This window comes from Phyllobacterium sp. SYP-B3895 (assembly GCF_009647635.1).
GTDB classification, from domain to species: domain Bacteria; phylum Pseudomonadota; class Alphaproteobacteria; order Rhizobiales; family Rhizobiaceae; genus Phyllobacterium; species Phyllobacterium pellucidum.
The window spans coordinates 1,057,271-1,083,491 of the sequence record NZ_WJIG01000002.1 but is presented as its reverse complement, the minus strand read 5'-3'; the positions used below and the strand labels follow the sequence as shown (position 1 = coordinate 1,083,491).

Genomic DNA, 26,221 nt, shown 5'->3' with positions numbered 1-26,221 from the left:
CTGAAAACGTTCATACTGCTGCAATAGTTTGCTGAAACGGTGGATGCTTCGATCCGCCGTTTTCGTTTATAAGGGATCCATCGCCTCTCCAGTCGAGGACCGTAACAATTGTTCATCCTGCGATTTCTTGGGTTAGTTCTTCTCATCCTTCTGACATTTCTGGCATTTCTCTGGGGCGGGCTGGCCCTCTGGTATCAGCTGCCCCTTGGTATTGCAGCGACCATCGGCTGCCTGATCCTGTGGGTGGCCATCGCCTTCGCCGTGCTCTGGCTGGAATTCAAGGGCCGTGTCTGGCGCGCGCTCATCGTCCTGATCCCGATCATGATCGGGCTCGGCTACTGGTGGGGTACGATCAAGCCGTCGCTCAGCCGAATCTGGGCGGATGATGTTGCCCAGACGGTGACAGGCACGCTCACCGGCAATTACGTGACGCTTTCAAATGTGCGCAACTTCGAATGGCGCACCACGACCGACTACACGCCGCGCTGGGAGGTGCGCACCTATGCACTGGACGATCTTGCGACCGTCGACGTTTTTCTTTCCTATTGGTCGAACCCGGCGATCGCCCACACTTGGGTGAGCTTCGGTTTCAACAATGGCGAGCACGTGGTGTTCTCGGCCGAAATCCGCAAGGAGCGCCATGAGGAGTTCTCGGAGATCGGCGGCTTCTTCAAGCAGTTCGAGCTCGCGATGATTGCAGCGGACGAGCGTGACATCATCCGCCTGCGCACCAATGTGCGCAAGGAAGACGTCTACCGCTACCAGGTCAACCTCAGTCCGGAAACGCGCCAGGCGCTGTTCCTGTCCTACCTCGACAGCGCCAACCATCTGGCGACGACGGCGAAGTTCTACAATACGATCACCGCCAATTGCACGACGGTGATCTTCAGCATGGCACGGGCGATCGCGCCGGGAATTCCTCTCGACTATCGCATTGTCTTTTCCGGTTATCTGCCGGGTTACCTTTATGACCTTGGCGCGATCGACCATTCCAAGCCGTTGGACCAAGTCATCCGTGAAGCGTCGATCAATCAGCGCGCCATGGCCGCCGATAGCGCGCCGGACTTTTCGGCAAGGATCAGGCTTCCCGCGAACTAGGCTAGAGCCGTTTGGTGCGGAAGAACGCCTTCAGCATGTCTTCGGCCTCCTGTTCCCGGAAACCTGGATAGACTTCGGGAACATGCAGGCAGGTCGGCTGCGCATAGAACCGCGCGCCGTTCTCGACGCCGCCGCCCTTGATGTCCTGCGCCCCATAGTAAAGACGCCTGATGCGGGCGAAGGAAATAGCCGCCGCACACATCGTGCACGGTTCCAGTGTCACATAGAGATCGCAGCCCGTGAGCCGTTCGTTGCTCAAGGCGCGGCAGGCCTCGCGGATGACCAGCATCTCTGCATGCGCAGTTGGATCGTTGAGCTCGCGCGTGCGATTGCCGGCGCTTGCGAGGATCGCGCCATCCTTGACGAGGACCGCGCCGATAGGAACTTCGCCGCGCATCTCGGCGCTTTTCGCTTCGGTGAGTGCCAGGCCCATCGGGTCAGTTTTTTGCGTCACGCCGCCCCGCAATCCAGAATTTGCTCGCAAGCCAACCTCATAGCTGGTAGTGAGCCCTGCTGAAAGGCTTAACTCCATGACAAGTTCAAATGACAATGACAAGGGCGGCAAACGCCCCTTTGCAAAGCGCAGCTTCGACAAGAAGCCCGCGGGTTCGTCCCGTGGCGGGCGCCCCGCGCCGCGCAAATTCGACGATGCCGCCGCTGTAGCGGAAGAGGGCGAGCGTATCGCCAAGCGCTTGGCGCGTGCCGGCATAGCCTCGCGCCGCGAAGCCGAAACGATGATTGCCGCGGGCCGCGTATCCGTCAATGGACGGCGTCTCGACAGCCCCGCGATCAATGTAAAGCGCAGCGACCGCATTGAAGTGGACGGCAAGCCGCTGCCGGAAAAGGAGCGGACGCGCCTCTGGCTCTACCACAAGCCTGCAGGCCTGGTTACGACCAATCGCGATCCGGAAGGTCGCCAGACCGTTTTTGAATCGCTGCCGAAAGATATGCCACGCGTTCTTTCCGTTGGCCGTCTCGATATCAATACAGAAGGGCTGCTCCTGCTGACCAATGATGGCGGTCTGTCGCGGGCGCTCGAATTGCCGTCGACCGGCTGGCTGCGCCGCTACCGCGTGCGCGCCCACGGCTCGATCACGCAGGCAAAGCTCGACGGCTTGAAGGACGGAATTGCTGTCGATGGCGTTTTCTATGGCGCTATCGAAGCAACGCTTGAACGCGAACAGGGCTCGAACGTGTGGATCATGGTCGGGCTGCGCGAAGGCAAGAACCGCGAAGTTAAGAACGTGCTCGGTGCCCTCGGCCTGTCGGTGAACCGGCTTATCCGCATTTCCTATGGCCCGTTCCAGCTTGGCGACCTTCCGGAAGGCGCCGTGCGCGAGATGAACGGCCGCACGCTGCGCGATCAGCTCGGCGAACGGCTGATCGAGGAATCCGGCGCCGATTTCGATGCGCCGATCATCAACGTTTTCTCCAACGATGCGGTGAAGGGTGAATTGGCGCAGCCCGTGAGCGATGCGCGTGAACGCCCGACGCGCGGCTCTTCCGAGTGGATATCGAGTGCGCCTGTCGCCAAACGCCGCCCGCCGCGCAAGACCGCCGACGAAAAGCGCGAGGAATCCTTGTCACGCCTGACGACCGATCGCAGCGAGCGGCCGGCCCGCCCTCCGCGCGACGAAGACCGCAAGCCGCGCCCGCCGCGTGCAGCAGGGCCGAAGCCCGGCCGTGGCGCTAAGGAGGAAGAAATCCCCACGCGTTCCGGCCGTACCGCCAATGTCTGGATGGCGCCCGGCGCGCGCCCACTCGGCAAGCCTAAGGCACGAATGGAAGAGAAGCGCGGCGAAAGCCGCGGCGAGAACCGCAGCGAGAGGCCCCAGCGTTCGAATGACGGCGCGCCGCGGGCACGTAGCGATCGCCCGCGCGAAGAACGGTCGTTCGGCATCCGTCCTGGCGGCGAGGAAAAGCGCCGGCCTTATTCGCCCCGGCCATTTGCCAATGACGATCAGGGCGCGGAGAAGCCGAAGCGCGCATTCGGTGCTGGCCGGACCGAAGGCGAACGTCCGGCGCGGCCGCCCCGTGTAGGCAAGCGCGAACGCGCCGAGTTGAAAGAGCGCGAGCAGCGCGGTGACCAGTCATTCCAGTCGGAGCGGCCCGCCCGCGCGGATCGGCCCTACGGTGCGAGCGGCAAGCCCGCACGCGGCCCCGCAAAGTCCGGCGATCGTCCCTACGGCGGCGGCAAGCCGCGCGGCGATGCACCGGGTGGCGGCGGACGTCGCGGGCCGGGCGGTCCGGGTGGTTCGCGTCCGCCGCGTGGCAACAAACCGCGGGGCTGATCGTGCGCGTTGTCGGCGGCAGATTTCGCGGACGTTCCCTCGCAACGCCGGAATCGAATGCGATCCGGCCGACGACCGACCGTACGCGCGAAAGCCTCTTCAATATTCTGGTGCACAACTATCCCGAAAAGTTCGAGGCGACGCGCGTCCTCGACCTTTTCGCCGGCACCGGCGCTCTCGGCCTCGAAGCCATGTCGCGCGGCGCGCGCTATGGTGTATTCATTGAGGAATCGACCGAGGGCCGGGGACTGATCCGCACCAACGTCGAAGCCTTCGGCCTTCTCGGCAATACCAAGATTTTTCGCCGCGATGCGACCAAACTCGGTGAGGCCGGCACAATCGAGCCGTTCGATCTGGTCTTCGCCGATCCGCCCTATTCGAAAGGCCTTGGCGAACTGGCATTCAAGTCCGCCCTTGATGGCGGCTGGCTGAAAAGCGACACGCTGCTGGTCCTCGAAGAGGAGGCCGACGCCGTGGTCGAACTCGATGCGCGTTTTTCTGTTGTCGAGGAACGTCCGTATGGCGGAACAATCATTCGGCTTGTCACATTGAAGACGTAAACAGCGGGATTGTATCGCAATCCTGAAAAACAGTACTGGACCGATTTCAATGATCCCGACTATACGCCGCACATTTGCGGCATTTGTTTTAACCGGCGCGCTCGCCGGCGCGGGCCTCTATGCCCCTGCCCAGGCTGAAACTGCCGTGCAAACGCCTGCGGCGACCGCTGAAAGCAAGGATGACCTCGTCTCGTCATTCTACCTCGACAACGGGCTCGAAGTCGTGGTTATCCCGGATCGTCGGGCTCCGGTCGTCACCCACATGCTGTGGTACCACGTCGGTTCGGCCGACGAAGAACCCGGAAAATCGGGCATTGCACATTTTTTTGAACACCTGATGTTCAAGGCGACCAAGACCTATCCGGCCGGCGAGTTTTCCCGCAAGGTCGCTGAGATCGGCGGGCAGGAAAATGCCTTTACCTCCTACGACTACACCGCCTTCTACCAGCAGGTGTCGCCTCAGGCCCTTGAAATGGTCATGACCTACGAGGCAGACCGCATGGAGAACCTGATCCTCAATGACGATGTCGTGAAAACCGAGCGCGATGTCGTGCTCGAGGAGCGTCGCTCGCGCACCGACAGCAATCCCGGCGCGCTGCTTGCCGAAGAGGTCAACGCCACGCTTTACCAGAACAGCCCTTATCGCATGCCGGTCATCGGCTGGCTGAATGAGATGGAAAAGCTGAACCTCAAGGATGCGCTGGCCTTCTACGTGAAATATTACACGCCCAACAATGCGACCCTCGTCGTGTCTGGCGACGTCGATCCCGCAACCGTCAAAGCCTTGGCGGAAAAGACCTATGGCAAGGTGCCGCGCCGGGCGGAGCCGGGCAAGCGCGACCGGCCGCAGGAGCCGGAGCAGAATACCAAACGCACGGTTTCACTTGCCGACCCGCGCGTGTCGCAGCCGAGCTTCCAGAAGATGTGGCTCGCACCCTCCTATACGAACGCCAAGCCGGGCGAGGCGGAGGCTCTCGACCTTCTGAGCGAAATCCTTGGTGGGTCTTCGCGCAGCCGGATTTATCAGGCCCTGGTCGTCAAGGACGGTTCGGCGGCGAGCGCCGGCGCCTTCTATCAGGGCGGATCGCTCGACGACGGCAGTTTCGGCGTCTATGGCTCGCCGCGCGGGGATGCTACCCTGAGCGATGTCGAGGCCGGCATCGATGCGCAAATCGCCCGCATCATCAAGGACGGCGTCACCGAGGATGAGGTCGAAAAGGCGCGCAATCGCTTCTTGAAAAGCATGATCTTTGCCCGGGACAGCCAGGCGGGAATGGCGCGCATCTATGGTTCGACGCTTTCCACCGGCCAGACCATCAAGGATATCCAGGAGTGGCCGGATCGCATAAAGGCTGTGAAGGTCGCGGACATCCAGGCCGTGGCCAAGCGCTATCTCGTCGATGGCCGTTCCGTTACCAGCTACCTCATGCCCGAAGACGGCAAGCCCGATGTGCCCGCCGATGGGGAGGCGGCGCCCGGTACCGCCGAACAGGAACAGCCGCAAGCGCCCGCCGAAGGAGTCGTCCAATGATCCGCGCCGTTACCCCAATCACTTCGCGGCTCGCGGCAACGTTCCTGCTGTTCCTTGTTGCCGTCGTCCCGGGCTATGCGGTCGAGATCAAGGAAGTGGTCTCGCCGAAGGGAATACGCGCCTGGCTGGTACAGGATGATTTCGTGCCCCTCGTGTCCATGCGCTTTGCCTTCAAGGGTGGTTCCGCACAGGACCCGAAGGGCAAGGACGGCCTTGCCAACCTCATGACCGGGCTTTTTGACGAGGGCGCAGGCGATCTCGATTCCAATTCGTTCCAGGACAAGCTCGACGATGTCGGCGCCGAGATGAGTTTCAATGCTGATGACGACAGTATCACCGGCTCGATGCGCATGCTGTCGGACAAGCGCGATGAGGCTGTCGAGTTGCTGACGCTGGCCGTCAACAACCCGCGCTTCGACCAGGCCCCGATCGACCGCATTCGCCAGCAGGTTATCGCCGGCATCAAGGCTTCGGAGCGCAATCCGAACACCATTGCCGGGCGCAAATTCGCCGAGGCACTCTACGGCGACCACCCCTACGGCCGTCAATCGGAAGGCACGGAGCAAAGTCTCACGAGCATCAATCACGACGACCTTGCTGCATTTCACAAGCGGAACTTTGCCCGGGATAATCTGATTGTCGGCGTTGTCGGATCGATCAGCCCGGAGGACCTGAAACCGCTTCTCGACAAGGTCTTCGGCGATCTGCCCGAGAAAGCCCAGCTCGAGACGGTCAGCGACGCAAAACTTGCCTTCGGCAAGACCACCCAGGTCGATTATGCACTGCCGCAGACCTCGATTTCGATGGTCTATCCGGGTGTCCGCCGCAAGGATCCAGACTTCTTTGCCGCCTACATCATGAACCATATCCTCGGCGGCGGGACGTTTTCCTCGCGCATCTACAATGAGGTGCGGGAAAAGCGCGGACTTGCCTATTCGGCCGGTTCCAATCTCGCCAACCGCGATCATATGGCGGCTTTGATGATCTCGACCGCAACGCGGGCCGATCGGGCCAGCGAAACGCTGCAAATCCTCAAGGCAGAAGCAGCAAAGATGGCCAAGGACGGGCCGACCGAGGAGGAACTGGCAGAAGCCAAGAAATATCTCGTTGGGTCCTATGCGGTGAACAATCTCGACTCCTCGTCGGCGGTTGCCAGCACGCTGGTCGGCCTTCAGGATGAGAATCTCGGCCGCGACTACATCGACAAGCGTGCCGATCTCATCAATGCTGTGACCTTGGATGAGGTGAAGGCAGCGGCCAGGAAACTGTTGTTGACGGACCCGGCGATCCTGATCGTTGGCCCGCCGCTTTCATAGGAAAAGAACCAATGGCCGCGCGCGAACTTGATCAGGCAAACGGGTCGATAGGCGCAGGTAAAATCCCGCGCGAGCCGACCTTTGCCGTCGCGTTCGGCGGTGGCGGGGCGCGCGGCATCGCTCATATCAACGTCATTGAAGCCCTGGACGAACTTGGCATCAGGCCTGCCGCGATCTCAGGATCGTCCATCGGCGCGATCATGGGCGCGGGCATGGCAGCCGGCATGTCTGGGGTCGAGATTCGCGAATATGCGGTCGCGATCCTCTCCAAACGTGGTGAGATTGCAGCGCGCCTGTGGAAGCTGCGCCCGGCAAGCTTCGGTGAGATGTTTGGCGGCGGATTTCGCCTCGGCCAGTTCAACATCGAAAAGGTTCTGAAGCATTTCCTTCCCGGCGCAATTCCCGAAACATTCGAGGAACTTGCGATCCCGCTCAGCGTCACCGCGACCGATTTCTACGGACAGCGCGAGGTCGTGATGGCCGAGGGCGATCTTTACAATGCCGTCGCCGCCTCCGCTGCGATCCCCGCCTTGTTCCGGCCAGTGCGACGAGACGACCGTATCCTGATCGACGGCGGCATTTATAATCCCGTTCCCTTCGACCATTTGATGGACAAGGCGCGGTTCGTCATTGCCATCGATGTCGTCGGCGGACCGGAAGGCGATATCGGCAGATCACCCTCGTCAATCGAGGCCATGTTCGGTGCCAGCCAATTGATGATGCAATCGATCATCGCGACCCGCCTGCGCACGCAGGCTCCGGCAATCTTCCTGCGCCCGAGCGTGGCACGGTTCGGCGTTCTGGATTTTCTGCGAATCCAGCAGGTGCTCGAGGAATCGGCGGGGATCAAGGACGAGTTGAAACGCGCCGTTGACGCGGCGATCACCTATGCCGATCGTGGCGGCGACAGCGACGCGGAATGACGGTAATCAGCGTCCGCCGATGCCGATTGTTCGTTCGGCCCGCCTTGATAGGCGCAAATTTGCACCATATAGGAGGGTGCATGCGACCATACGATAAATTACCCTAATCATTCATATAATCAGGTATAGCAATGAGCGACTCTTTGAACTCCCGTGAATTTCTAGACAAAGCGACCGCGCTCGTCGAAGCTGCAAAAAAAGCTGGCGCCGACGCGGCCGACGCAGTCGTTGCCCGCTCGCGTTCCGCGGGCGTTAGCGTACGGCTCGGAAAGGTCGAAGAGACCGAATCTTCCGAGAGCGATGAGTTTTCCCTGCGCGTCTTCGTCGGTCGCAAGATCGCCAGCATATCTGCCAACGGCGGGGCCGATCCAAAGGCCTTGGCCGAACGCGCCGTCGCCATGGCGAAAGTATCGCCGGACGATAGCTTCGAGGGTCTTGCCGCTCCTGAAAATCTTGCCCGCCAAATTCGCGATCTCGACCTTTACGACCCGACCGTCGTTAACGCCGCGCAATTGACCGAAGCCGCGCTGGCCGCCGAGGCAGCCGCGCTCGCCGTCGAGGGTGTTACCAATTCGGGTGGAGGCTCCGCATCTGCTGGAATGGGCGGCCTCGTGCTCGTCACATCAGGCGGCTTTGCCGGACAATATGTGGGATCGCGTTTTTCCCGCTCCGTCAGCGCCATCGCCGGCAGCGGCACCGCCATGGAACGGGACTATGATTTTTCGTCGCGCATTTTCTATGACGCGCTTGAAGACGCTGCCGCCATCGGGCGATCGGCCGGAGAGCGCGCGGTCAAGCGGCTTGGCGCGCGCCAGGCGGCAACTGGCCGCGTCAGCGTCGTTTTCGACCCTCGCGTCGCCCGCGGTATCGCCGGCCATATTGCCAGCGCCATCAATGGTGCGTCAGTAGCACGCAAGACAAGCTTCCTTAAGGATCGCATGGGCGAGAAGATTCTAAGCGACGCGATCAGTGTCAACGACGACCCGTTGCGGGTGCGCGGTTCTTCTTCGCGCCCGTTTGACGGCGAGGGCATCGAGGGTGTTCCCTTGACCATGATCGAGAATGGCGTCCTGAAGCACTGGTTCCTGTCGACCTCGACAGCAAAGGAACTTGGCCTCGCCACCAATGGCAGGGGCGTGCGTTCGGGCTCGACAGTAACGCCCGCCTCGACGAACTTCTCCATCGAACCCGGCGAGAAGTCGCCGCAAGATCTGATGCGCGACGTCGGTACCGGATTTTACGTTACCGAACTGTTCGGCCATGGTGTCGACATGATCACCGGCGAATACAGCCGCGGTGCTTCGGGCTTCTGGATCGAAAATGGCGAACTCGCCTATCCGGTCAGCGAAGTGACGATCGCCTCAAATCTCAAGGACATGTTCCTTAATCTCACTGCGGCAAATGATATCGATCGCAATTTCGGCATTGCCAGCCCGACACTCGTAATCGAAGGCATGACACTTGCCGGCAAGTAAGCTCAATCTTGAAGACCTGGAACTGATCCGGCAGGCCGCCGAGGGCGCAGGCCGGATCGCTCTGTCTTACTTTCGGCAGGCGCCGCAGGTCTGGATGAAAACCGGCAACTCGCCGGTAACCGAGGCCGATCTTGCCGCCGATAAGTATCTGAAGGACATGCTGCTGACGGCCCGCCCGGATTACGGCTGGATTTCCGAAGAAACCCAGGACGAACGAGCCGCTTCGCCGCGAGAGCGCTTCTTCGTCGTCGACCCGATCGATGGGACGCGGGCCTTCATCGAAGGTGCCGACGTCTGGTGTGTCAGCGTTGCCGTCATCGAAAACGGCCGGCCCGTCGCCGGCGTTCTCGACTGCCCGGCCCGCAGCGAAATCATCATGGCGACGCCAGGCGGCGGGGCGACGCAGAACGGCGCCGCCATTCATGTCCAGGCCCAGCACCTTCCCTATAAGGTGGCCGGTCCCTCGGCCTTCATCAAGCGGCTGCCGGAACACTTTCTCTCCTCCATCGAACACATGCCGTACGTCGCCTCGCTCGCCTATCGGATCGCCATGGTGGCGCGCGGCGATATCGCGGGCACTTTCGTGCGGCCAAGTTCGCATGACTGGGATCTTGCAGCGGCCGACCTCATCCTATCGGAAGCCGGTGGCCGGGTCGTCGCCGCGGACGGAAAGCCACTCACCTACGGTCTTACCGACACCAGCAATGGCGACTATCGCCACGGCGCGCTCGTTGCCGCAAGCGGATTGCTCATGGATAACATGTTGGACGTTGTCGCCGAAACCGCGTTCGGATAAACAGTCAGCAACCTTCTCGATCATTTGGACAGGCACATGAGCGAAAACACTTCGGATCAAAAGCAACTGCTTCACCTTGTATTCGGCGGTGAGCTGAAGAAACTCGGCGGTGTCGAGTTCCGCGACCTCGACAAGCTCGATATTGTCGGCATCTATCCGGATTTTGCCTCGGCGCAGCGCGCATGGAAGTCGAAGGCGCAAGCGACGGTGGACAACGCCCATATGCGCTATTTCATCGTCCACATGCATCGCTTGCTGGATCCTGCCACGGGCAAGGCGGACTGACCGCGTGCGCGTGGTCGGACAAAGATCGGCATGATTGACCAGAATTCAGCAACGGCCAAAGCGCCTCGCCGCAAAGCTGGAGCGCTCAAGCGCTTCTGGCGGTCGGTGCGCGGCCCGCTGGCGAATTCGCCGATCGTCCGCAGCATGATCGTATGGTTGATTACGCAGTTCTTCCGGCTGGTGCATCTGACCAATCCCCGGCTCAAGGGGTCTTCGGATCTCGAAGATATGAAACGCGGGGGTGAGCCGTTCATCGCCGTTGCCTGGCACGGCCAGCATCTGATGGCGCCATTCCTTATGCCGCGCGGCGTGCGCTTCGTCGCCATGTTTTCCAAGAGCAAGGACGCGGAACTCAATGCCCGCGTTGCCGAGCGCTTCGGCGTGGAGATCGTGCGCGGCTCGGGCGGTCGCGACCGCTCGAAGGGGACGGAAAAGGGTGGCGCACGCGCGCTGCTCGTTTTGAAAAAGGCGCTGGCAGAAGGCAAGACCGCGGCGATGATCGCGGATATTCCGCATGGAACGCCGCGCGATAGCGGTCCCGGCGTTATTCTGCTGGCCAAGCTTTCCGGACGGCCGATTTTGCCGATCTGCTACCTGACCACCCGCAGAAAAGTTCTGGAGAAGAGTTGGGACAAGACCACCATTCCCTTGCCATTCGGCAAATCGGGGTTGATTGTCGGCGACCCGATCTTTGTTCCCGACGATGCAGATGAAGCAATGCTCGAAGCCAAGCGTGTCGAATTGACCAATAGTTTGAACGCGAACACCAAGCGCGTGCATGAACTCGTGGACGGCGCGGCATGAGCGAAAGATGGGCACGCCTGGTGCTTGGCACCTATCGCTGGATTGGCGCGGCAACATTTCCCATTGTCGGCGCCTATGTCGCCTTCCGCGCCAGCAAGGGCAAGGAGGAGCGTGGCCGTCAGGGCGAGCGCTACGGTGTCGCAAGCGTTGCCCGCCCATCCGGTCCGCTTATCTGGGTCCATGCGGCGAGCGTTGGCGAAACGTCGGCTGTCACGCCGCTTGTCGAAGCCATCGTCGACATGGACATCCATGTCGTGTTGACGACCGGGACGGTTACATCGGCTAAGATGGTGCAGGAGCGCCTCGGCGACCGCGTCATCCATCAATATGTGCCGCTCGACCTGAAGCCCGCCGTCGACCGCTTCCTCACCCATTGGCAGCCTGATCTTGCCATCATCTGCGAATCCGAGATTTGGCCGATGACGATCCTGGAACTTGGCACCAGGCGGGTTCCGCAGGTGCTCGTCAATGGACGCCTTTCCGATCGCTCCTTTGCCAGCTGGCACAAGCGGCCCTCGATCGCCGAGGCCCTGTTCGAAAATCTCGCCCACGTCGTTGCCCAATCGGATATCGACGGTGAAAGGTTCCGGGCGCTTGGCGCAAGGCCGGTGACGGTATCCGGCAACCTCAAGGTGGACACGGCCGTACCGCCCGTGAACAATACTGAACTTGCCGCAATGCAGCGCATGATCGGCACCCGCAAGACCTGGGCCGCGATTTCGACGCATCAGGGCGAAGAGGAGATCGTTGCGCAGGTGCATCACATGCTGAAAGCGCGCCATCGAGATCTTTTGACAATCATCGTGCCGCGCCATCCTGATCGTGCCCCGGAGATCGCCGAGGCAATCGAAAAAATGGGCATGAAGGTGGCTCTGCGCAGCAAGGCAGATCAGATCGAGCCCGATACGGATATCTATCTCGGCGATACGATCGGCGATATGGGCCTCTATCTCCGCCTTGCGGAAATCGCATTCGTCGGCCGGTCGCTGACCGCGCAAGGCGGGCAGAATCCACTCGAGCCGGCCATGCTCAAATCCGCGATCCTCTCCGGGCGCAATGTTCAGAATTTCCGCGATTCCTATCAGCGCCTGATCAAGAATGGCGCAGCGAAACTGGTGCGCGACAAGGATATGCTCGCAGGCGCGGTCAACTATCTCTTCAATAATCCGGAAGAACGCCAGGTCATGATCGACGCTGGCCTCAAGACCGTTGAGGACATGCGCGGATCGCTTGATCGCACCTTGACCGCACTTGAGCCCTTCATCCAGCCGCTCGTTCTGCAGGCACGCCTCAGCAATCGCGAAGGCGGCTGGAAATGATGAGCGAGGCCCCTCCTTTCTGGTGGGACAAGCCGGATTGGCGGGCCTGGGCGCTAAGCCCGTTTTCCAAAATCTACGGCAGCGTGGCCGGGCGCCGCATAAGGCGGGCGAAGCCTCCCGCGGTTCCGGTCCCGGTGCTATGCATCGGCAATTTCACCGTGGGCGGTGCGGGAAAGACCCCGACCTCAATCACCTTTGCCAGGGCCGCAATCGCAGCCGGGCTGACGCCCGGCATCGTTTCGCGCGGCTATGGCGGCGCATTTTCGGGCATGCATCGTGTCGATCCAGAACATGACAGCGCCCGCCTTGTCGGCGACGAACCACTGTTGCTCGCCCGGCACGCGGCGGTTATCGTCACGTCCGACCGCTTTGCCGCGGCACAGGCATTACAGCAGTCCGGATGCGATTTCATCATCATGGATGACGGCTTTCAAAGCGCCCGCCTGCATTTCGATTTCGCACTGATGGTGGTGGATGCCGGCCGCGGCGTCGGCAATGGCCACGTCTTGCCGGGAGGACCCTTGCGCGCGCCGTTGATCGACCAACTGGTGCGAACCGACGCGGTGCTCAAGATCGGTACAGCGAACGGCGCCGACCGGGTCATTCGCAATGCGGCACGGGTGGCAAAACCGATCTATGAAGGAGTTCTTGAGCCGATATCCACATCTGAGATAGCCGGCAAACGATTACTGGCTTTCGCCGGCATAGGTGATCCGTACAAGTTTTTTACGACGCTTCGCGAAGCGGGCGGGATCGTCGAGAAAACGCGCGCCTTTCCAGACCATCATCCGTACACGGACGAAAATCTCGCCGGACTCGCTGAAGCGGCCGATGGGGAAAACCTGACGCCGGTCACAACAGCCAAAGACCTGGTGAGGCTTCTCGACGGCAGCGAGGCGGCGAAGGCATTTGCCGGCCGTACCTCGGTTTTGGAGGTGGAACTCGTTTTCAACCAGCCCGGCGCACCCGCTCGCATCATACGGGAAACGCGCGATCGCGCCCGTCACCGGCGCCGGGATGCCTCATAAAATGCCGGGGTACCTCCGGTTGATCCGCGGAGGCGCTTCGCGCATCGGAACATTAAGGCTCGTTCCCGTGGTCTGGCTGTAGAGCCTGTCGTTAGAGAAGAGCGTTCCTCCGGCGCGGGTGATTTCGACGCCAAGCGCGACGCGGGTCGAGGCTGCCGCCGGAACCCTGATTTCATAGGCGACCGGGAATGTGCCGTTTCTGTTCAGCGTAAAGCTGGTGCGGGCCAGCCGCGGCATTGGAGCCGAATTACCCCGGCTTGCGTCGTAGGCAGTGACGAACACCACTGAGCTTGCAGTGAGGCGTGCCCATGGCGGTCCCTGCAGATAGCCCCGGATTGTTTTAACCGGGCCCGTATATGCCGGCGCATTGCTGGCCGTATCGGTGGTACAGCCGCTCACAAGAATTCCAGCCGCGAGAAGAGTGAACAGGGTTGCGCGGCGGGTCAGCATATCGCTCAGCCTTTGCTTCGACTGCGCAGGTCGGGGTTCACCTGAAGCTCGCGCTCGAGCGAAATGCGCGCATCGGCATAGGCCTCCTGACGCGCGACGCTCCAATATTTGAGTTCGTCCAGGGGGATCTTCTCCGAGGTAACGGCGCAAAGTACATAGGAACCCGGCGACAGGACCTGAAAGTCGCCGTCGAGATAACGAATTTTGGCTTCGCGCGAGCCCGGTCCTTCAAATCTGTTCATATTCTGCCGATGTTCCAGTCGATTGAATGTTCATTTACGGCTCAGAGCCGCAGGTGGTCAAGCATTGCGCGATTGAAAGCCCCCTTATCGCCGGCCGAAAAGACGCTCTATGTCGCTGAGTTTCAGCTCGATATAGGTAGGCCGACCGTGATTGCAGGTGCCCGAGCCCGGCGTTGCTTCCATTTGGCGCAAGAGTGCGTTCATCTCTTCCGGCTTCAACCGCCGTCCCGAGCGGACCGAGCCATGGCAGGCCATGGTGGCCGCGACATGATCGAGAATACCTTTCAGGCCATTCGACGTATCGTGCTCGGCGATCTCGTCGGAAAGGTCGCGGACGAGTTGTTGCGCATCGATCTCACCTAGCATGGACGGCGTTTCGCGCACGGCGATCGCACCCGGTCCAAAGGCTTCGATACCCAGGCCGAAACGTACCAACGTTTCTGCATGGGCCGCGAGCCGTTCGACATCCTCTTCCGGCAGGTCGACGATTTCGGGGATGAGCAGCATCTGGGCGGGCAGCGGCCGTGAATGCAATGCGTTCTTCAGGGCCTCATAGACAAGACGTTCATGCGCGGCATGCTGGTCGACAATGACAAGACTGTCCTCGGTCTGCGCGACGATATAGTTGGCGTGTACCTGCGCGCGTGCGGCTCCGAGGGGCGCGGAAAGCAATTCCTTTGAAGCCTCAGTGGCCGCACCGCGTGCATCGGCTGCCACGGCTTGCGCGACATCATAAAGGAATGGCTGCGCCGGTTCGGCAAATCCGTCACGGGTATCGGCGGCGAGAGCGCCTTCGACTTCGAACGGACGGTATGGGGATTGTTCAACGGAGTAATTCTGATTGACGGCGGCGCTGCCGCGCCAATTCTGATGGAGCGGGGCAGCACGCGAGCCCTCCGCACCGCCAAGCCTGAAGGCATGCAGCATCGCCTCGGCCCCGCTGGTTGCGGCCCGGATGCCGGATTGACCGAGGGCTTCCCGGATTGCCCCGACGATAAGGCCGCGCACAAGCCCCGGATCGCGAAAACGCACATCCGCCTTGGCCGGGTGCACATTCACATCGACCAGCGCCGGATCGAGATTGAGGAACAGGACGACGACCGGATGGCGGTCGCGCGCGATCCCATCGGCATAGGCGCCGCGGATTGCGCCCCAGATTTGCTTGTCGCGCACGGGCCGGCCATTGACATAGGCGAACTGATGCAGGCTGTTGCCACGGTTGAACGCCGGGATGCCGGCAAAGCCGGTCAGGCGCACGCCATCGCGCTCGGCATCAATGGCGATGGCATTTTCCGGAAACTCCTTGCCGAGTACCTGCGAAATCCGCTCCAGCATTCCTGTCGATCCCGCGCCGGTCGCCGCCAGCTCGATCGGCGTGCGGTCGCTGCCCGCAAGCGAAAAGCGGATATGCGGAAAGGCAATGGCGATGCGCTTGACGACATCGCTGATTGCCGATGCCTCGGCCCGGTCGGTCTTCATGAATTTGAGGCGGGCTGGCGTGGCGAAGAAAAGGTCGCGCACTTCCGCGATGGTCCCGCCGTTCATCGGGGTCGGGCGCGGCCCGTCCTGGCGGCCGCCATGGATGCTGATCTCGAAGCCGGAATCCGCTTCGAATGTGCGTGATTTCAGCGACAGGCGCGAGACGGATCCGATAGAGGGCAAGGCCTCGCCGCGAAAACCAAGGGCGCGAATATCGTGCACATCATTGGTGAGTTTCGACGTGCAGTGGCGCGCCACCGCAAGGGCAAGTTCGTCGGAGCGAATGCCCGAACCGTTATCGGTGATGCGGATAAGGTTCTTGCCGCCGCCGGCGGTGACGACCTCGATCCGCGTTGCGCCCGCATCGATCGAATTTTCGACGAGCTCTTTGACCACGCTTGCCGGACGTTCGATGACTTCGCCGGCTGCGATCTGGTTGATGATGGTCTCGGTGAGCTGCTTGATGGGCATTGCAAAATCTATAGTGGATTCGCCGCGTCCGCGAAATCCGCGGAGAGCCGGCATCCCCCGGAAAAATCGGCCGGGAAAGCATCTGGTCATCGGATTGGATTTGATGATAGGTCTTGCTTCACATTTAAGGAGGAAAAACAATTATGGCCAATTCCAAGCCGTCCTTCGTCTGGACTGATCCCTTTCTCCTGGAAGAGCAGTTGACCGAAGACGAACGGATGATCCGCGACAGTGCACGGGCGTTTGCGCAAGGCGAACTTCTCCCGCGTATCGAAGAGGCCTATCTGGAAGAAAAGACCGATCCTGCGCTTTTCCAGCTGATGGGCGAGTCGGGGCTTCTTGGGGTGACGCTTCCCGAAGAATACGGCACGGCCGGTGCCTCCTACGTCGCCTATGGCCTCGTCGCGCGCGAGGTCGAGCGCGTGGACAGCGGCTATCGCTCGATGATGAGCGTACAGTCGTCACTGGTCATGTACCCGATTTACGCTTACGGCTCGGAGGAGCAGCGCCGCAAATATCTGCCGAAGCTCGCTTCCGGCGAATGGATCGGCTGTTTCGGCCTCACCGAACCCGATGCGGGGTCCGACCCTGCCGGTATGAAAACCCGCGCCGAGAAGGTCGCTGACGGCTATCGCCTGTCCGGCTCGAAGATGTGGATTTCAAACTCGCCGATCGCCGATGTCTTTGTCGTCTGGGCGAAGTCGGACGCCCATGACGGTCAGATCCGCGGCTTCGTCCTCGAAAAGGGCATGAAGGGCCTTTCTGCGCCGAAGATCGGCGGCAAGCTGTCGTTGCGCGCCTCGATCACCGGCGAGGTGGTCATGGACGGCGTCGTCGTCGGCGAAGAGCATCTGCTGCCCAATGTCTCCGGGCTCAAGGGCCCGTTCGGCTGCCTCAATCGCGCCCGCTACGGCATTTCCTGGGGCGTCCTCGGCGCCGCCGAAGATTGCTGGCAGCGGACCGTTCAGTACGGGCTCGATCGCAAGCAGTTCGGCCGCCCGCTCGCCGCCACCCAGCTGTTCCAGAAGAAGTTCGCGGACATGCAGACGGAAATCACGCTTGGCCTGCAGGCCTCCCTGCGTGTCGGTCGCCTGTTCGACGAAGGTAAGGTCGCGCCGGAAATGATCAGCCTCGTCAAGCGCAACAATTGCGGCAAGGCGCTCGACATCGCCCGGATGGCGCGCGACATGCACGGCGGCAACGGCATCCAGATCGGCTATCATGTGATGCGCCACGCGCAGAACCTCGAAACGGTCAATACCTATGAGGGCACGCACGACGTGCATGCGCTCATCCTCGGCCGGGCACAGACCGGTATCCAGGCTTTCTTCTGACGCTCGACTATCCTCGGATGGACTTCGATGCCGCCCTGTTGTATCGAAGTCTACTCGAGGACACCGCTCCAAAATCAAGCATGCGCACCGCCGCCTCTGCCCTATAATCTCAGGAGTGAGCGATGAGCCAACCGGATATTCACACCGTCACGTTCGGGCGCGCTGCGCCCGGTCTCTCCGTCAAAGACATACAGGCTGCGTGCGCTTTTTATTGCGAGGTTCTCGGTTTTCAGAAGGTCTTTGAAAACGGCAACCCGGTCGGCTTCATGGTTCTGAAAAAGGATGCCGCGGAGATACACCTTAGTCAGGTTCGCGAACTTGCGAGGACGACGACGAACGCATTTCATATGTTCGTCGACGACATAGCGACATTCTACGCGGTCTGCGAAGCCAAGGGCGTTCGTATCGTCAAGTCGCTGAAAGACCAGGATTATGGCCAGCGCGCATTTGTCTTCGCCGACCCGGACGGCAACCGGGTCGACGTCGGACAGCGGATTTAGACGCCGCCTTCGCGCAGTGCGATGAGCTTGTCCACGGCGGCAAGGAGAATGCACAGCGCGATACCTTCAGAAGCGAGACGCACCTCTTCCTGTGACGGAAACGTCGGAGCAAGGCGCAGAGTGCTGTCGTTGGGATCGCGGCCGTAAGGAGAGGTGGCGCCTGCCGGGGTCAGAACCACTCCGGCTTCGCCTGCCAGTTCGACCACGTCACGAGCGGTGCCATGCATGGCGTCGACGCAGATGAAATAGCCGCCATCCGGCTTCGTCCACCGCGCAACGCCAGTGCCGCCGAGGCGGGTTTCCAGCGCCTCGATGACCGAATCGAATTTCGGCGCGATGAGGGCGCGGTGCGCGTCCATATGCCGGGCCAGGCCCTCCATGCTCTTCAGAAAGCGCACATGCCGCAACTGGTTCAGTTTGTCTGGCCCTATGGTGCGTTTGCCGGCCCGGGCGAGATACCATTTCACATTTGCCGCTGACGATGCGAACAGGGCGAGCCCCGCACCGGCGAGTGTGATCTTGGAGGTCGATGCGAAGACGAAGGCGCGGTCGGGATGGCCGGCCTGCGCGCAGAGCTCGATAATGTTGGCGATCTCATGCCGCTCTGTCGTCAGGTGGTGCACCGCATAGGCGTTGTCCCAGAACAGGCGGAAGTCTGGCGCACCAGTTCGCATGGCTGCAAGGCGTTCGATCGTTTCGGTCGAATAGGTTTCGCCCGAGGGATTGGAGTATTTGGGAACGCACCACATGCCCTTGACGTCGGGATCGGCGACGAGTTCCTCGACCATATCCATGTCGGGGCCGTGCCCGGTGAGCGGGACGGGGAGCATGCGAATGCCATATTCCTCGCAGATGGCGAAATGCCTGTCGTAGCCGGGAACCGGGCAGATGAAGGCCGGCGAACCTGATTGCTGCGACCAGGGCTCCATTTCGCCCGGTACGCCCTTCACCATCGCCCAGAGCAAGCAATCATGCATCATGGCGAGGCTCGAATTATCGCCGACGACGATGCGATCGGCCGACGCACCCATCATGGGGGAGAACAATGCGCGGGTTTCGGCAAGACCCTGGAGCCCGCCGTAGTTGCGAGCGTCTTCGCCTGCCTCACTGAAGTGGTCGCCGTTGCCTGGAAGAACCAGCATGCCATTGGCGAGATCGAGCTGTTCCGGGCTCGGCTTCCCGCGGGTCATGTCGATCTTCAGCCCCTTAGCGCGGAAGGCTTCGTAATCGCGCAGGACGCGGTTGCGCAGGGCGTCGAGTTCATCGGCGCCAAGATCAGCGATGGGGAGCATGTGGTTAGCCCTTCTGCTGCTGGACGATGCCGTAAATATTGGTCGAGCGGGCGCCCGAACGGCAATAGGCGAGGACGGGACCCTCGGCCTCGTCAAGCGCGCGCGCCATGGCGTCGACGTCGTCCTGTGTCAATTGCCCTGAAACGACAGGGACGTAGTAAATCGCTATGCCCGCTTTTTCGGCAACGTTCTGGATCTCGGCAAAGTCGGGCTGATCGGCCGATTCACCGTCCGGGCGGTTGCAAATGATCGTGTGATAGCCTGCCGCGGCGAGATCGCGAACGTCGTCGGGTGAAATCTGGCCGCTCACGGCGTAGCCTTCGTCGATTTGACGGATATCCATCTTATGTCCCTGGGAAGTGTGAAAGTCGCCTCACCATACATCAAACGATGGTCAACGCCATCTGAAAAGCATCTCTGTCCCGCGCCCGTGATTAAATTATCATCACGAGTGCAGATATGACTAAAGTATAAGCGGAAGTGCTTGGTATTAGCGAGGCGCAATCTTCCCACCTGCAAGCCGGCTAACCGGGAGCAGGCGCTAAAATACCGATAAATTTGAAGAATTTATAATTTTCAATGCTGCTGCCGAAGTTGGCACACTCATTGCTTTTAATCCCTTGGTACACACAACCAAAAAGAGGGGTTTACCTGAATGTCCAGTCTAACAGCCAGATTTATCGGGACTTTTGCGGCCGCGGCCATGGGCGCGGCGCTGGCTTTCTCGCCTGCCGTAGCTGCGGATGACACGATCAAGGTCGGCATCCTGCACTCCCTTTCCGGGACCATGGCGATTTCCGAAACCACGCTCAAGGACACGATGCTGTTCCTCATCGATGAGCAGAACAAGAAGGGCGGCGTGCTTGGCAAGAAGCTCGAAGCGGTGGTCGTCGATCCGGCGTCGGATTGGCCACTCTTTGCGGAAAAGGCCCGCCAGCTGATCGAGCAGGACAAGGTCGCCGCCGTCTTCGGTTGCTGGACGTCATCGTCGCGCAAATCGGTCCTGCCGGTCTTCGAAGAGCTCAACTCCATGCTGTTCTATCCCGTGCAGTACGAGGGTGAGGAAAGCTCGCGCAACGTCTTCTATACGGGCGCCGCGCCGAACCAGCAGGCGATTCCCGCCGTCGATTATCTTGCCAAGGAAGAGGGTGTCGAGCGCTGGGTGCTCGCCGGTACCGACTACGTCTATCCGCAGACCACGAACAAGATTTTGAAGGCCTACCTCAACGCCAAGGGCGTCAAGGATGAGGACATCATGATCAACTACACGCCGTTCGGCCATTCCGACTGGCAGACGATCGTCTCCGACATCAAGAAATTCGGTTCGGCCGGCAAGAAGACCGCAGTCGTTTCGACCATCAACGGTGATGCGAACGTGCCTTTCTATAAGGAACTCGCAAACCAGGGCATCAAAGCGGAAGACATTCCCGTCGTTGCCTTCTCGGTGGGTGAAGAAGAACTTGCGGGCCTCGATACCAAGCCGCTGGTCGGCCACCTTGCCGCCTGGAATTACTTCCAGTCGGTCGATGCCGATGCCAATGCCGAGTTCATCAAGGAGTGGCACGCCTATACCAAGAACGACAAGCGCGTGACCAACGACCCGATGGAAGCGGCCTATATCGGTTTCAACATGTGGGTGAAGGCAGTTGAAGCTGCCGGTACCACGGATTCCAATGCGGTGATCGATTCCATCGTCGGCGTGTCGGTACCGAACCTGTCCGGCGGCTCTGCCACGATGATGCCGAACCATCACATCACAAAACCGGTGCTGATCGGCGAAGTGCAGGACGACGGCCAGTTCGACATTGTCTATCAGACGCCCGGTCTCGTTGTCGGCGACGAATGGTCCGATTACCTGCCGGGCTCCAAGGACCTCATCTCCGATTGGCGCAAACCGATGTCATGCGGCAATTTCAACGTCGTCAGCGGCAAGTGCGGCGGCGTGACCAACTGATGCCTACCCGGCTTCGGTTTGGGGCACATCCGAAGCCACTCCACCTCCACGCAAGTGGGGGTGGAGCCACTCCGAGGATACTCGTACCCAGGATTGTTTTATGCAATTGATCCGCTTGCTGGCCGTATTCCTTGTGCTCTCGGGCGTGTTTGCGCCTGGAATGGAAGCGCGGGCCGAAACGGTCGACGATGCCACGCTGCGGCCGCTCATTCAGGCCCTCGCCGCAGAAAATTTCGACGAGACGACGAAGGCGGTTTCCGGCCTCGCCAAGACCGGCGATGCGCGCGTATCCGCCATCCTCAACGCGCTGACGGCCGGCGATCTATACATCGTCAAGGCGGACAAGGCCGTTTTCATCGGCAAACGCGATGGCTCGGATTACGCCGCCACCGATCCCCTGACGGGTGCCAAGCTTGCACCCGTGCCGCGCAATGCCGCGGAAAAGATCAAGGTCAACAACCGTCTGCGCCGCGATATAGCAGCGGCGATCGGCGGGCTCACGCTGATGAGCGACAATCCTGCGGAACGACGCTCCGCCGCCGAAACAATTCTGAAGACCCGCGATCCCGAGTCCATCGCTTTGCTCGATCAGGCCATCGCGGCGGAAAACGATAGCGGAATCAAGGCCGTGATGCAGCAGGCGAAAGCTGCGGCGGTGCTGAATTCGGCCGCGCCGGATGACGCCAAGATCGCGGCTATTGCGGAGGTCACCGCCGGCAACAGCCGCGACGCACTGGGACTCCTGACGCCGCTCCAAACTAGCGACGGCCCGGTGGGCGACGCCGCGCGTTCGGCGATCGACAGTATCAACAGCAAGCTCGCCTTGTGGAACGGCATCCAGAATATCGTCTACGGGCTGTCGCTGGGCTCCGTGCTCCTGCTTGCGGCGATCGGTCTGGCGATCACCTTCGGCGTCATGGGCGTCATCAACATGGCCCACGGCGAGATGGTCATGATCGGCGCCTATACCACCTTTGTCGTGCAGCAGATCATCCGCGCCTCGGCACCGGGCCTTTTCGATTATTCGTTGCTCATTGCGCTGCCTGCGGCCTTCATCGTCTCGGGCGCCGTCGGCGTCGTCATCGAGCGCGGCATCATACGCTTCCTCTATGGCCGTCCGCTGGAAACCCTGCTTGCGACATGGGGCATTTCGCTGGTCCTGCAGCAGGCGATCCGCTCCTGGTTCGGCGCCTCAAACGTTCAGGTCGGCAACCCATCATGGATGGCAGGGTCGTTCGATCTCGGTCTCCTGACGCTCACCTGGTCGCGCCTGTGGATCATCGTCTTTGCCCTTTCGGTCTTCGGGGTGCTGCAACTGGTGCTGAAGAAGACGATGCTCGGGCTGCGCATGCGCGCCGTTACACAGAACCGGCGCATGGCCTCCGCCATGGGTATCAGGACGCCCTGGGTCGACGCGCTGACCTTTGGCCTCGGCTCCGGCATAGCCGGCATTGCCGGCGTGGCGCTGAGCCAGATCGACAATGTCAGCCCCAATCTGGGTCAGGGCTATATCATCGACAGTTTCATGGTCGTCGTCTTCGGCGGCGTTGGCAATCTCTGGGGAACGCTGGTCGGCGCGATGTCGCTCGGCATAGCCAACAAGTTCCTCGAACCCTTCGCGGGAGCCGTCCTCGGCAAGATCCTCGTGCTGGTGCTGATCATCCTGTTCATCCAGAAGCGTCCGCGTGGTCTCTTCGCACTCAAGGGAAGGGCCATCGAGGCATGATCACGCAGTGGTTTTTCACCCATGTCGACCGTCGTGGTGCAATCGTCATCGCCTTGCTGGTGGCGCTGGCCTGCCTCGTTCCCCTCTCGAACCTGCTGCTGCCGCCGACATCGGCCTTGCATGTGCCGACCTATCTCGTGTCGCTGATCGGCAAGTACCTGACCTACGCCCTGCTGGCGGTCGCTCTTGATCTTGTCTGGGGATTCTGCGGCATCCTTTCGCTCGGCCATGGCGCATTCTTCGCGCTCGGCGGCTATGCGATGGGCATGTACCTGATGCGCCAGATCGGTCCGCGCGGCGTCTATGCCGATCCGGTGCTGCCCGACTTCATGGTGTTCCTCAACTGGAATGAACTGCCGTGGTTCTGGCACGGCTTCAACCATTTCTGGTTCGCGGCGCTCATGGTTGTGCTGGTCCCCGGCATTCTCGCCTTTGGCTTCGGCTGGCTTGCCTTCCGCTCGCGTGTCACCGGCGTTTATCTGTCGATCATCACCCAGGCTCTGACCTACGCCTTGCTTCTTGCGTTCTTCCGCAACGACATGGGATTTGGCGGCAATAACGGCCTCACCGATTTCAAGGATATTCTCGGCTTCAACATTCAGGCGGACAGCACGCGCTCGATGCTGTTTGCGGCAACGGCGTTGTTCCTGGCGCTTGCCGTATTCGTAACCAGTTTCATTGTCCGCTCCAAACTCGGCAAGGTCCTCGTTGGCGTGCGCGACGCGGAGAGCCGCATGCGCTTTCTCGGCTATCGGGTCGATCGCTACAAACTCTTCGTCTGGACCGTCTCCGCCATGATGGCGGGCATTGCCGGCGCGCTTTATGTGCCGCAGGTCGGCATCATCAATCCCTCCGAGTTCGAGCCCGCCAATTCCATCGAAGCGGTAATCTGGGTTGCCGTGGGAGGCCGCGGCACCATCATCGGGCCGATTCTCGGCGCGGTGCTGGTCAATTTCGGCAAGACCTATTTCACCGCGGCATTTCCGGAGATCTGGCTGTTTGCGCTCGGCGCCCTTTTCATCCTGGTCACCCTGTTCCTTCCGAAGGGCATACTCGGCCTTTACGGCACATGGCAGACAAAGCGAAAGGACCGCATCGCTCGCAAGCGCATCGAACCGGGCTCCCCGGCAACAGAAAGTGCGACACCGATCGCCGAACCCCAGGCAGCGGAGTAGACCATGAAAGCCAAGGATACACTCCTCTATCTCGATGGCGTCTCGGTCTCGTTTGACGGTTTTCGCGCCATCAACAATCTGTCCCTTGTGCTCCAGGCCGGTGAAATGCGCGCAGTTATCGGCCCGAACGGCGCCGGCAAGACAACGATGATGGATATCATCACCGGCAAGACCCGCCCGGATACGGGCGACGTTTATTTCAAGGGCGAGATCGACCTTACCCGCCACGACGAGGCGGAAATCGCGCTTCTCGGCATCGGCCGCAAGTTTCAGAAGCCGACTGTTTTTGAAAGCCATACCGTCGAGGACAATCTTGTGCTTGCGCTGGCCGGCCCGCGCTCGGCCTTCTCGGCGCTGTTCCATCGCCAGAGTGCCGATGAGGCGGAGCGGATCGACGACATTCTTCACACGATCCGCCTGCACACCAAGCGGGACTGGCTGGCCGCAAATCTCTCGCACGGCCAGAAGCAGTGGCTTGAGATCGGCATGTTGCTCGCGCAAGATCCGAAGCTGCTGCTCGTCGATGAGCCTGTCGCGGGCATGACAGATGCTGAAACGGCGGAAACCGCCAAGCTCCTGCGCGAAATTGCCAAGACGCGCTCGGTGCTAGTGGTCGAACACGACATGCATTTCGTGCGCGAACTCGACGTCAAGGTCACGTGCCTCCATGAAGGCTCGGTTCTGGCGGAAGGCTCGCTCGACTATGTCAGCAACGACCAGCGCGTCATCGAAGTTTACCTCGGACGATAGGAACATCATGCTCAGCGTTGAAAATGCCTCTCTCCACTATGGCGCCGCTCAGGCGCTGCGCGGCGTATCGCTGGAGGTCAAGCCGAAGTCGATTACCTGCGTTCTCGGCCGCAACGGCGTCGGTAAGACGAGCATGCTGCGCGCCATCGTCGGCCAGCACCCGCTGTCATCGGGGTCGATCCGGTTCGAAGGCGCGCCGATCGACCGGAAGCCGTCTTATGAGCGTGCACGCGCCGGCATTGCCTTCGTTCCGCAAGGCCGCGAGATTTTTCCGCTGCTCACCGTCCGCGAAAATCTGGCAACTGGATTTGCCGCCGCCTCACGCGGCAATCGCACCGTGCCCGCGGAAGTTTACGAGCTGTTTCCGGTCCTGAAGACGATGCTGGGTCGCAGGGGCGGCGATCTTTCCGGCGGCCAGCAGCAACAACTGGCAATCGGCCGTGCGCTGGTGACGCGGCCGAAACTGCTGGTGCTCGATGAACCGACCGAGGGTATCCAGCCATCGATCATCAAGGATATCGGCCGCGCCATCCAGTTTCTGCGCGACCAGGCCGGCCTCGCCATCCTTCTCGTCGAGCAGTATCTCGACTTCTGCCGCGAACTCGCCGACCATGTCTATATCATGGATCGCGGTGAGATCGTTCATTCCGGCGATGCGCCGAGCCTCGAGCGGCCGGAGGTCCGCAAGTTCCTGACTGTTTGAATTTGCCTTTAGTATTCGCTATTAGTGAATTCTAAGTTTGAAACTTTGATCGCCATTTGATAATATTGTTATGAAAGAAATTAATTACAGTCGGTCTGCGCTGAAAGTGCTTTCGCGTTTGCCTGTGAATGTTGCGGGACGCATCCGATCGAAAATCGAGCAATATGCGTCGAATCCTGGCGCGCAGGCGGCAAATGTTGTCCGGTTGCAGGGGAGGACGGGCTATCGGCTACGCGTAGGTGACTGGCGTGTCATATTCGACGATGACGGTACGGTTCTGAGCATTCTTCAGATTGGACCGCGCGGCGGTATTTATGAATAGAGGCTGTTATGAATGAGATGACGATTTTCACGACGCCGAGCGGCGATGAAATGGTGGTTGTGCCGCGCGCGCATTACGAAAAGCTCGTGCACGATGCCGAGATGGCGCAGGATCTCGTCGCCTATGATGAAGTAAAGGCCCGGCTTGTCTCGGGCAAAGATGAACTTGTTCCCTCGGCAATTGCCGACCGCATACTTGCAGGTGAGAACAAGCTTCGGGTTTGGCGAGAATATCGCGGTCTGTCCAACCGTGAACTTGCTTCGGCGGCTGGCCTCAGCCCATCTTACTTGTCCGACATTCAAAACGGCAAGAAGGAAGGCGGGTTGTCGGCCATGAAGAAGATTGCCGCTGTGCTGCGCGTCGATCTTGACGACCTGGTCTGACGGAAATGTTTGCT

27 protein-coding genes are annotated in these 26,221 nt (G+C 60.7%); 21 read left to right on the top strand and 6 right to left on the bottom strand.

The window, feature by feature from the left end; genetic code table 11:
• Window positions 1-108 precede the first annotated feature (108 nt).
• Window positions 109-1,098 carry a DUF4105 domain-containing protein gene (locus GF108_RS11715; RefSeq protein WP_246663916.1) on the top strand — a complete coding sequence of 330 codons (990 nt, stop codon included), beginning with the start codon at window positions 109-111 and terminating at the stop codon, window positions 1,096-1,098.
• 1 nt (window position 1,099) lies between these two features.
• On the opposite strand, the gene GF108_RS11710 is transcribed toward GF108_RS11715, so the two are convergent.
• A complete protein-coding gene (locus tag GF108_RS11710) occupies window positions 1,100-1,531 on the bottom strand; it encodes a nucleoside deaminase (protein ID WP_153668270.1) in 432 nt (143 codons plus the stop codon).
• A 97-nt stretch (window positions 1,532-1,628) separates the two neighbouring features.
• Here GF108_RS11710 and GF108_RS11705 point away from each other — a divergent pair, with 97 nt between their 5' ends.
• The 11 genes from GF108_RS11705 (at window position 1,629) to lpxK (ending at window position 13,426) form a co-directional block, all read left to right on the top strand.
• Entirely contained in the window at window positions 1,629-3,389 is a 1,761-nt protein-coding gene (locus GF108_RS11705; RefSeq protein ID WP_153668062.1) for a pseudouridine synthase, read from the top strand.
• A gap of 2 nt (window positions 3,390-3,391) precedes the next feature.
• A complete protein-coding gene (rsmD, locus tag GF108_RS11700; RefSeq protein WP_370462138.1) occupies window positions 3,392-3,949 on the top strand; it encodes a 16S rRNA (guanine(966)-N(2))-methyltransferase RsmD in 558 nt (185 codons plus the stop codon).
• Between the two features lie 49 nt (window positions 3,950-3,998).
• Window positions 3,999-5,480, top strand: coding sequence for a pitrilysin family protein (locus GF108_RS11695; RefSeq protein WP_153668060.1), 1,482 nt, complete (start codon window positions 3,999-4,001; stop codon window positions 5,478-5,480).
• Window positions 5,477-6,796 carry a pitrilysin family protein gene (locus GF108_RS11690; RefSeq protein ID WP_153668059.1) on the top strand — a complete coding sequence of 440 codons (1,320 nt, stop codon included), beginning with the start codon at window positions 5,477-5,479 and terminating at the stop codon, window positions 6,794-6,796. The genes GF108_RS11695 and GF108_RS11690 overlap by 4 nt, the downstream gene beginning before the upstream one ends.
• Before the next feature lie 11 nt (window positions 6,797-6,807).
• The gene (locus GF108_RS11685) at window positions 6,808-7,719 is read left to right on the top strand and encodes a patatin-like phospholipase family protein (RefSeq protein WP_153668058.1); all 912 of its coding nucleotides are present in this window, start codon (window positions 6,808-6,810) and stop codon (window positions 7,717-7,719) included.
• 131 nt (window positions 7,720-7,850) lie between these two features.
• Window positions 7,851-9,194, top strand: a complete 1,344-nt coding sequence (locus GF108_RS11680; RefSeq protein ID WP_153668057.1) for a TldD/PmbA family protein — start codon at window positions 7,851-7,853, stop codon at window positions 9,192-9,194.
• Window positions 9,181-9,990 carry a 3'(2'),5'-bisphosphate nucleotidase CysQ gene (locus GF108_RS11675; protein WP_153668056.1) on the top strand — a complete coding sequence of 270 codons (810 nt, stop codon included), beginning with the start codon at window positions 9,181-9,183 and terminating at the stop codon, window positions 9,988-9,990. The genes GF108_RS11680 and GF108_RS11675 overlap by 14 nt, the downstream gene beginning before the upstream one ends.
• Window positions 9,991-10,026: 36 nt before the next feature.
• Window positions 10,027-10,275 (top strand): DUF4170 domain-containing protein, encoded by a 249-nt coding sequence (locus GF108_RS11670; protein ID WP_027230190.1) that lies wholly within the window; start codon window positions 10,027-10,029, stop codon window positions 10,273-10,275.
• A gap of 30 nt (window positions 10,276-10,305) precedes the next feature.
• A complete protein-coding gene (locus GF108_RS11665; RefSeq protein WP_153668055.1) occupies window positions 10,306-11,079 on the top strand; it encodes a lysophospholipid acyltransferase family protein in 774 nt (257 codons plus the stop codon).
• On the top strand, window positions 11,076-12,398 hold the full coding sequence (waaA, locus tag GF108_RS11660) for a lipid IV(A) 3-deoxy-D-manno-octulosonic acid transferase (RefSeq protein ID WP_153668054.1): 1,323 nt from the start codon (window positions 11,076-11,078) through the stop codon (window positions 12,396-12,398). The genes GF108_RS11665 and waaA overlap by 4 nt, the downstream gene beginning before the upstream one ends.
• Complete coding sequence (gene lpxK, locus GF108_RS11655; protein ID WP_153668053.1) at window positions 12,395-13,426, top strand: tetraacyldisaccharide 4'-kinase; 1,032 nt, start codon at window positions 12,395-12,397, stop codon at window positions 13,424-13,426. Before waaA ends, lpxK begins: the two co-directional genes overlap by 4 nt.
• Here lpxK and GF108_RS11650 read toward each other — a convergent pair.
• The 3 genes from GF108_RS11650 to mutL all read right to left on the bottom strand — a co-directional run bounded on the left by GF108_RS11650 (window position 13,421) and on the right by mutL (window position 16,068).
• Window positions 13,421-13,876 carry a hypothetical protein gene (locus GF108_RS11650; protein WP_113281836.1) on the bottom strand — a complete coding sequence of 152 codons (456 nt, stop codon included), beginning with the start codon at window positions 13,874-13,876 and terminating at the stop codon, window positions 13,421-13,423. The genes lpxK and GF108_RS11650 overlap by 6 nt on opposite strands.
• Window positions 13,877-13,881: 5 nt before the next feature.
• Complete coding sequence (locus GF108_RS11645) at window positions 13,882-14,118, bottom strand: DUF2093 domain-containing protein (protein WP_027230185.1); 237 nt, start codon at window positions 14,116-14,118, stop codon at window positions 13,882-13,884.
• A gap of 84 nt (window positions 14,119-14,202) precedes the next feature.
• A complete protein-coding gene (gene mutL / locus GF108_RS11640; RefSeq protein WP_153668052.1) occupies window positions 14,203-16,068 on the bottom strand; it encodes a DNA mismatch repair endonuclease MutL in 1,866 nt (621 codons plus the stop codon).
• A gap of 143 nt (window positions 16,069-16,211) precedes the next feature.
• On the opposite strand from mutL, the gene GF108_RS11635 reads away from it, so the two are divergent.
• Both GF108_RS11635 and GF108_RS11630 read left to right on the top strand, forming a co-directional pair.
• Window positions 16,212-17,402 (top strand): acyl-CoA dehydrogenase, encoded by a 1,191-nt coding sequence (locus GF108_RS11635; RefSeq protein ID WP_153668051.1) that lies wholly within the window; start codon window positions 16,212-16,214, stop codon window positions 17,400-17,402.
• A 122-nt stretch (window positions 17,403-17,524) separates the two neighbouring features.
• Window positions 17,525-17,902 (top strand): glyoxalase superfamily protein, encoded by a 378-nt coding sequence (locus GF108_RS11630; protein ID WP_153668050.1) that lies wholly within the window; start codon window positions 17,525-17,527, stop codon window positions 17,900-17,902.
• Here the strand turns inward: GF108_RS11630 and GF108_RS11625 are convergent.
• Both GF108_RS11625 and GF108_RS11620 read right to left on the bottom strand, forming a co-directional pair.
• A complete protein-coding gene (locus GF108_RS11625; RefSeq protein ID WP_153668049.1) occupies window positions 17,899-19,194 on the bottom strand; it encodes an aminotransferase class I/II-fold pyridoxal phosphate-dependent enzyme in 1,296 nt (431 codons plus the stop codon). The genes GF108_RS11630 and GF108_RS11625 overlap by 4 nt on opposite strands.
• 4 nt (window positions 19,195-19,198) lie before the next feature.
• Window positions 19,199-19,537, bottom strand: a complete 339-nt coding sequence (locus tag GF108_RS11620) for a TIGR01244 family sulfur transferase (protein ID WP_153668048.1) — start codon at window positions 19,535-19,537, stop codon at window positions 19,199-19,201.
• Between the two features lie 312 nt (window positions 19,538-19,849).
• On the opposite strand from GF108_RS11620, the gene urtA reads away from it, so the two are divergent.
• The 7 genes from urtA (at window position 19,850) to GF108_RS11585 (ending at window position 26,207) form a co-directional block, all read left to right on the top strand.
• Window positions 19,850-21,148 carry an urea ABC transporter substrate-binding protein gene (urtA, locus tag GF108_RS11615; RefSeq protein WP_153668047.1) on the top strand — a complete coding sequence of 433 codons (1,299 nt, stop codon included), beginning with the start codon at window positions 19,850-19,852 and terminating at the stop codon, window positions 21,146-21,148.
• A gap of 100 nt (window positions 21,149-21,248) precedes the next feature.
• A complete protein-coding gene (urtB, locus tag GF108_RS11610; RefSeq protein ID WP_246663915.1) occupies window positions 21,249-22,874 on the top strand; it encodes an urea ABC transporter permease subunit UrtB in 1,626 nt (541 codons plus the stop codon).
• Entirely contained in the window at window positions 22,871-24,049 is a 1,179-nt protein-coding gene (gene urtC, locus GF108_RS11605) for an urea ABC transporter permease subunit UrtC (protein WP_153668046.1), read from the top strand. The genes urtB and urtC overlap by 4 nt, the downstream gene beginning before the upstream one ends.
• Window positions 24,050-24,052: 3 nt before the next feature.
• On the top strand, window positions 24,053-24,799 hold the full coding sequence (urtD, locus tag GF108_RS11600; RefSeq protein WP_091949785.1) for an urea ABC transporter ATP-binding protein UrtD: 747 nt from the start codon (window positions 24,053-24,055) through the stop codon (window positions 24,797-24,799).
• A gap of 7 nt (window positions 24,800-24,806) precedes the next feature.
• Window positions 24,807-25,502 (top strand): urea ABC transporter ATP-binding subunit UrtE, encoded by a 696-nt coding sequence (urtE, locus tag GF108_RS11595; RefSeq protein WP_153668045.1) that lies wholly within the window; start codon window positions 24,807-24,809, stop codon window positions 25,500-25,502.
• Between the two features lie 70 nt (window positions 25,503-25,572).
• Complete coding sequence (locus tag GF108_RS11590) at window positions 25,573-25,824, top strand: type II toxin-antitoxin system RelE/ParE family toxin (protein ID WP_153668044.1); 252 nt, start codon at window positions 25,573-25,575, stop codon at window positions 25,822-25,824.
• Window positions 25,825-25,832: 8 nt separating this feature from the next.
• Entirely contained in the window at window positions 25,833-26,207 is a 375-nt protein-coding gene (locus GF108_RS11585) for a helix-turn-helix domain-containing protein (protein ID WP_370462137.1), read from the top strand.
• The last annotated feature ends 14 nt before the right edge of the window (window positions 26,208-26,221 follow it).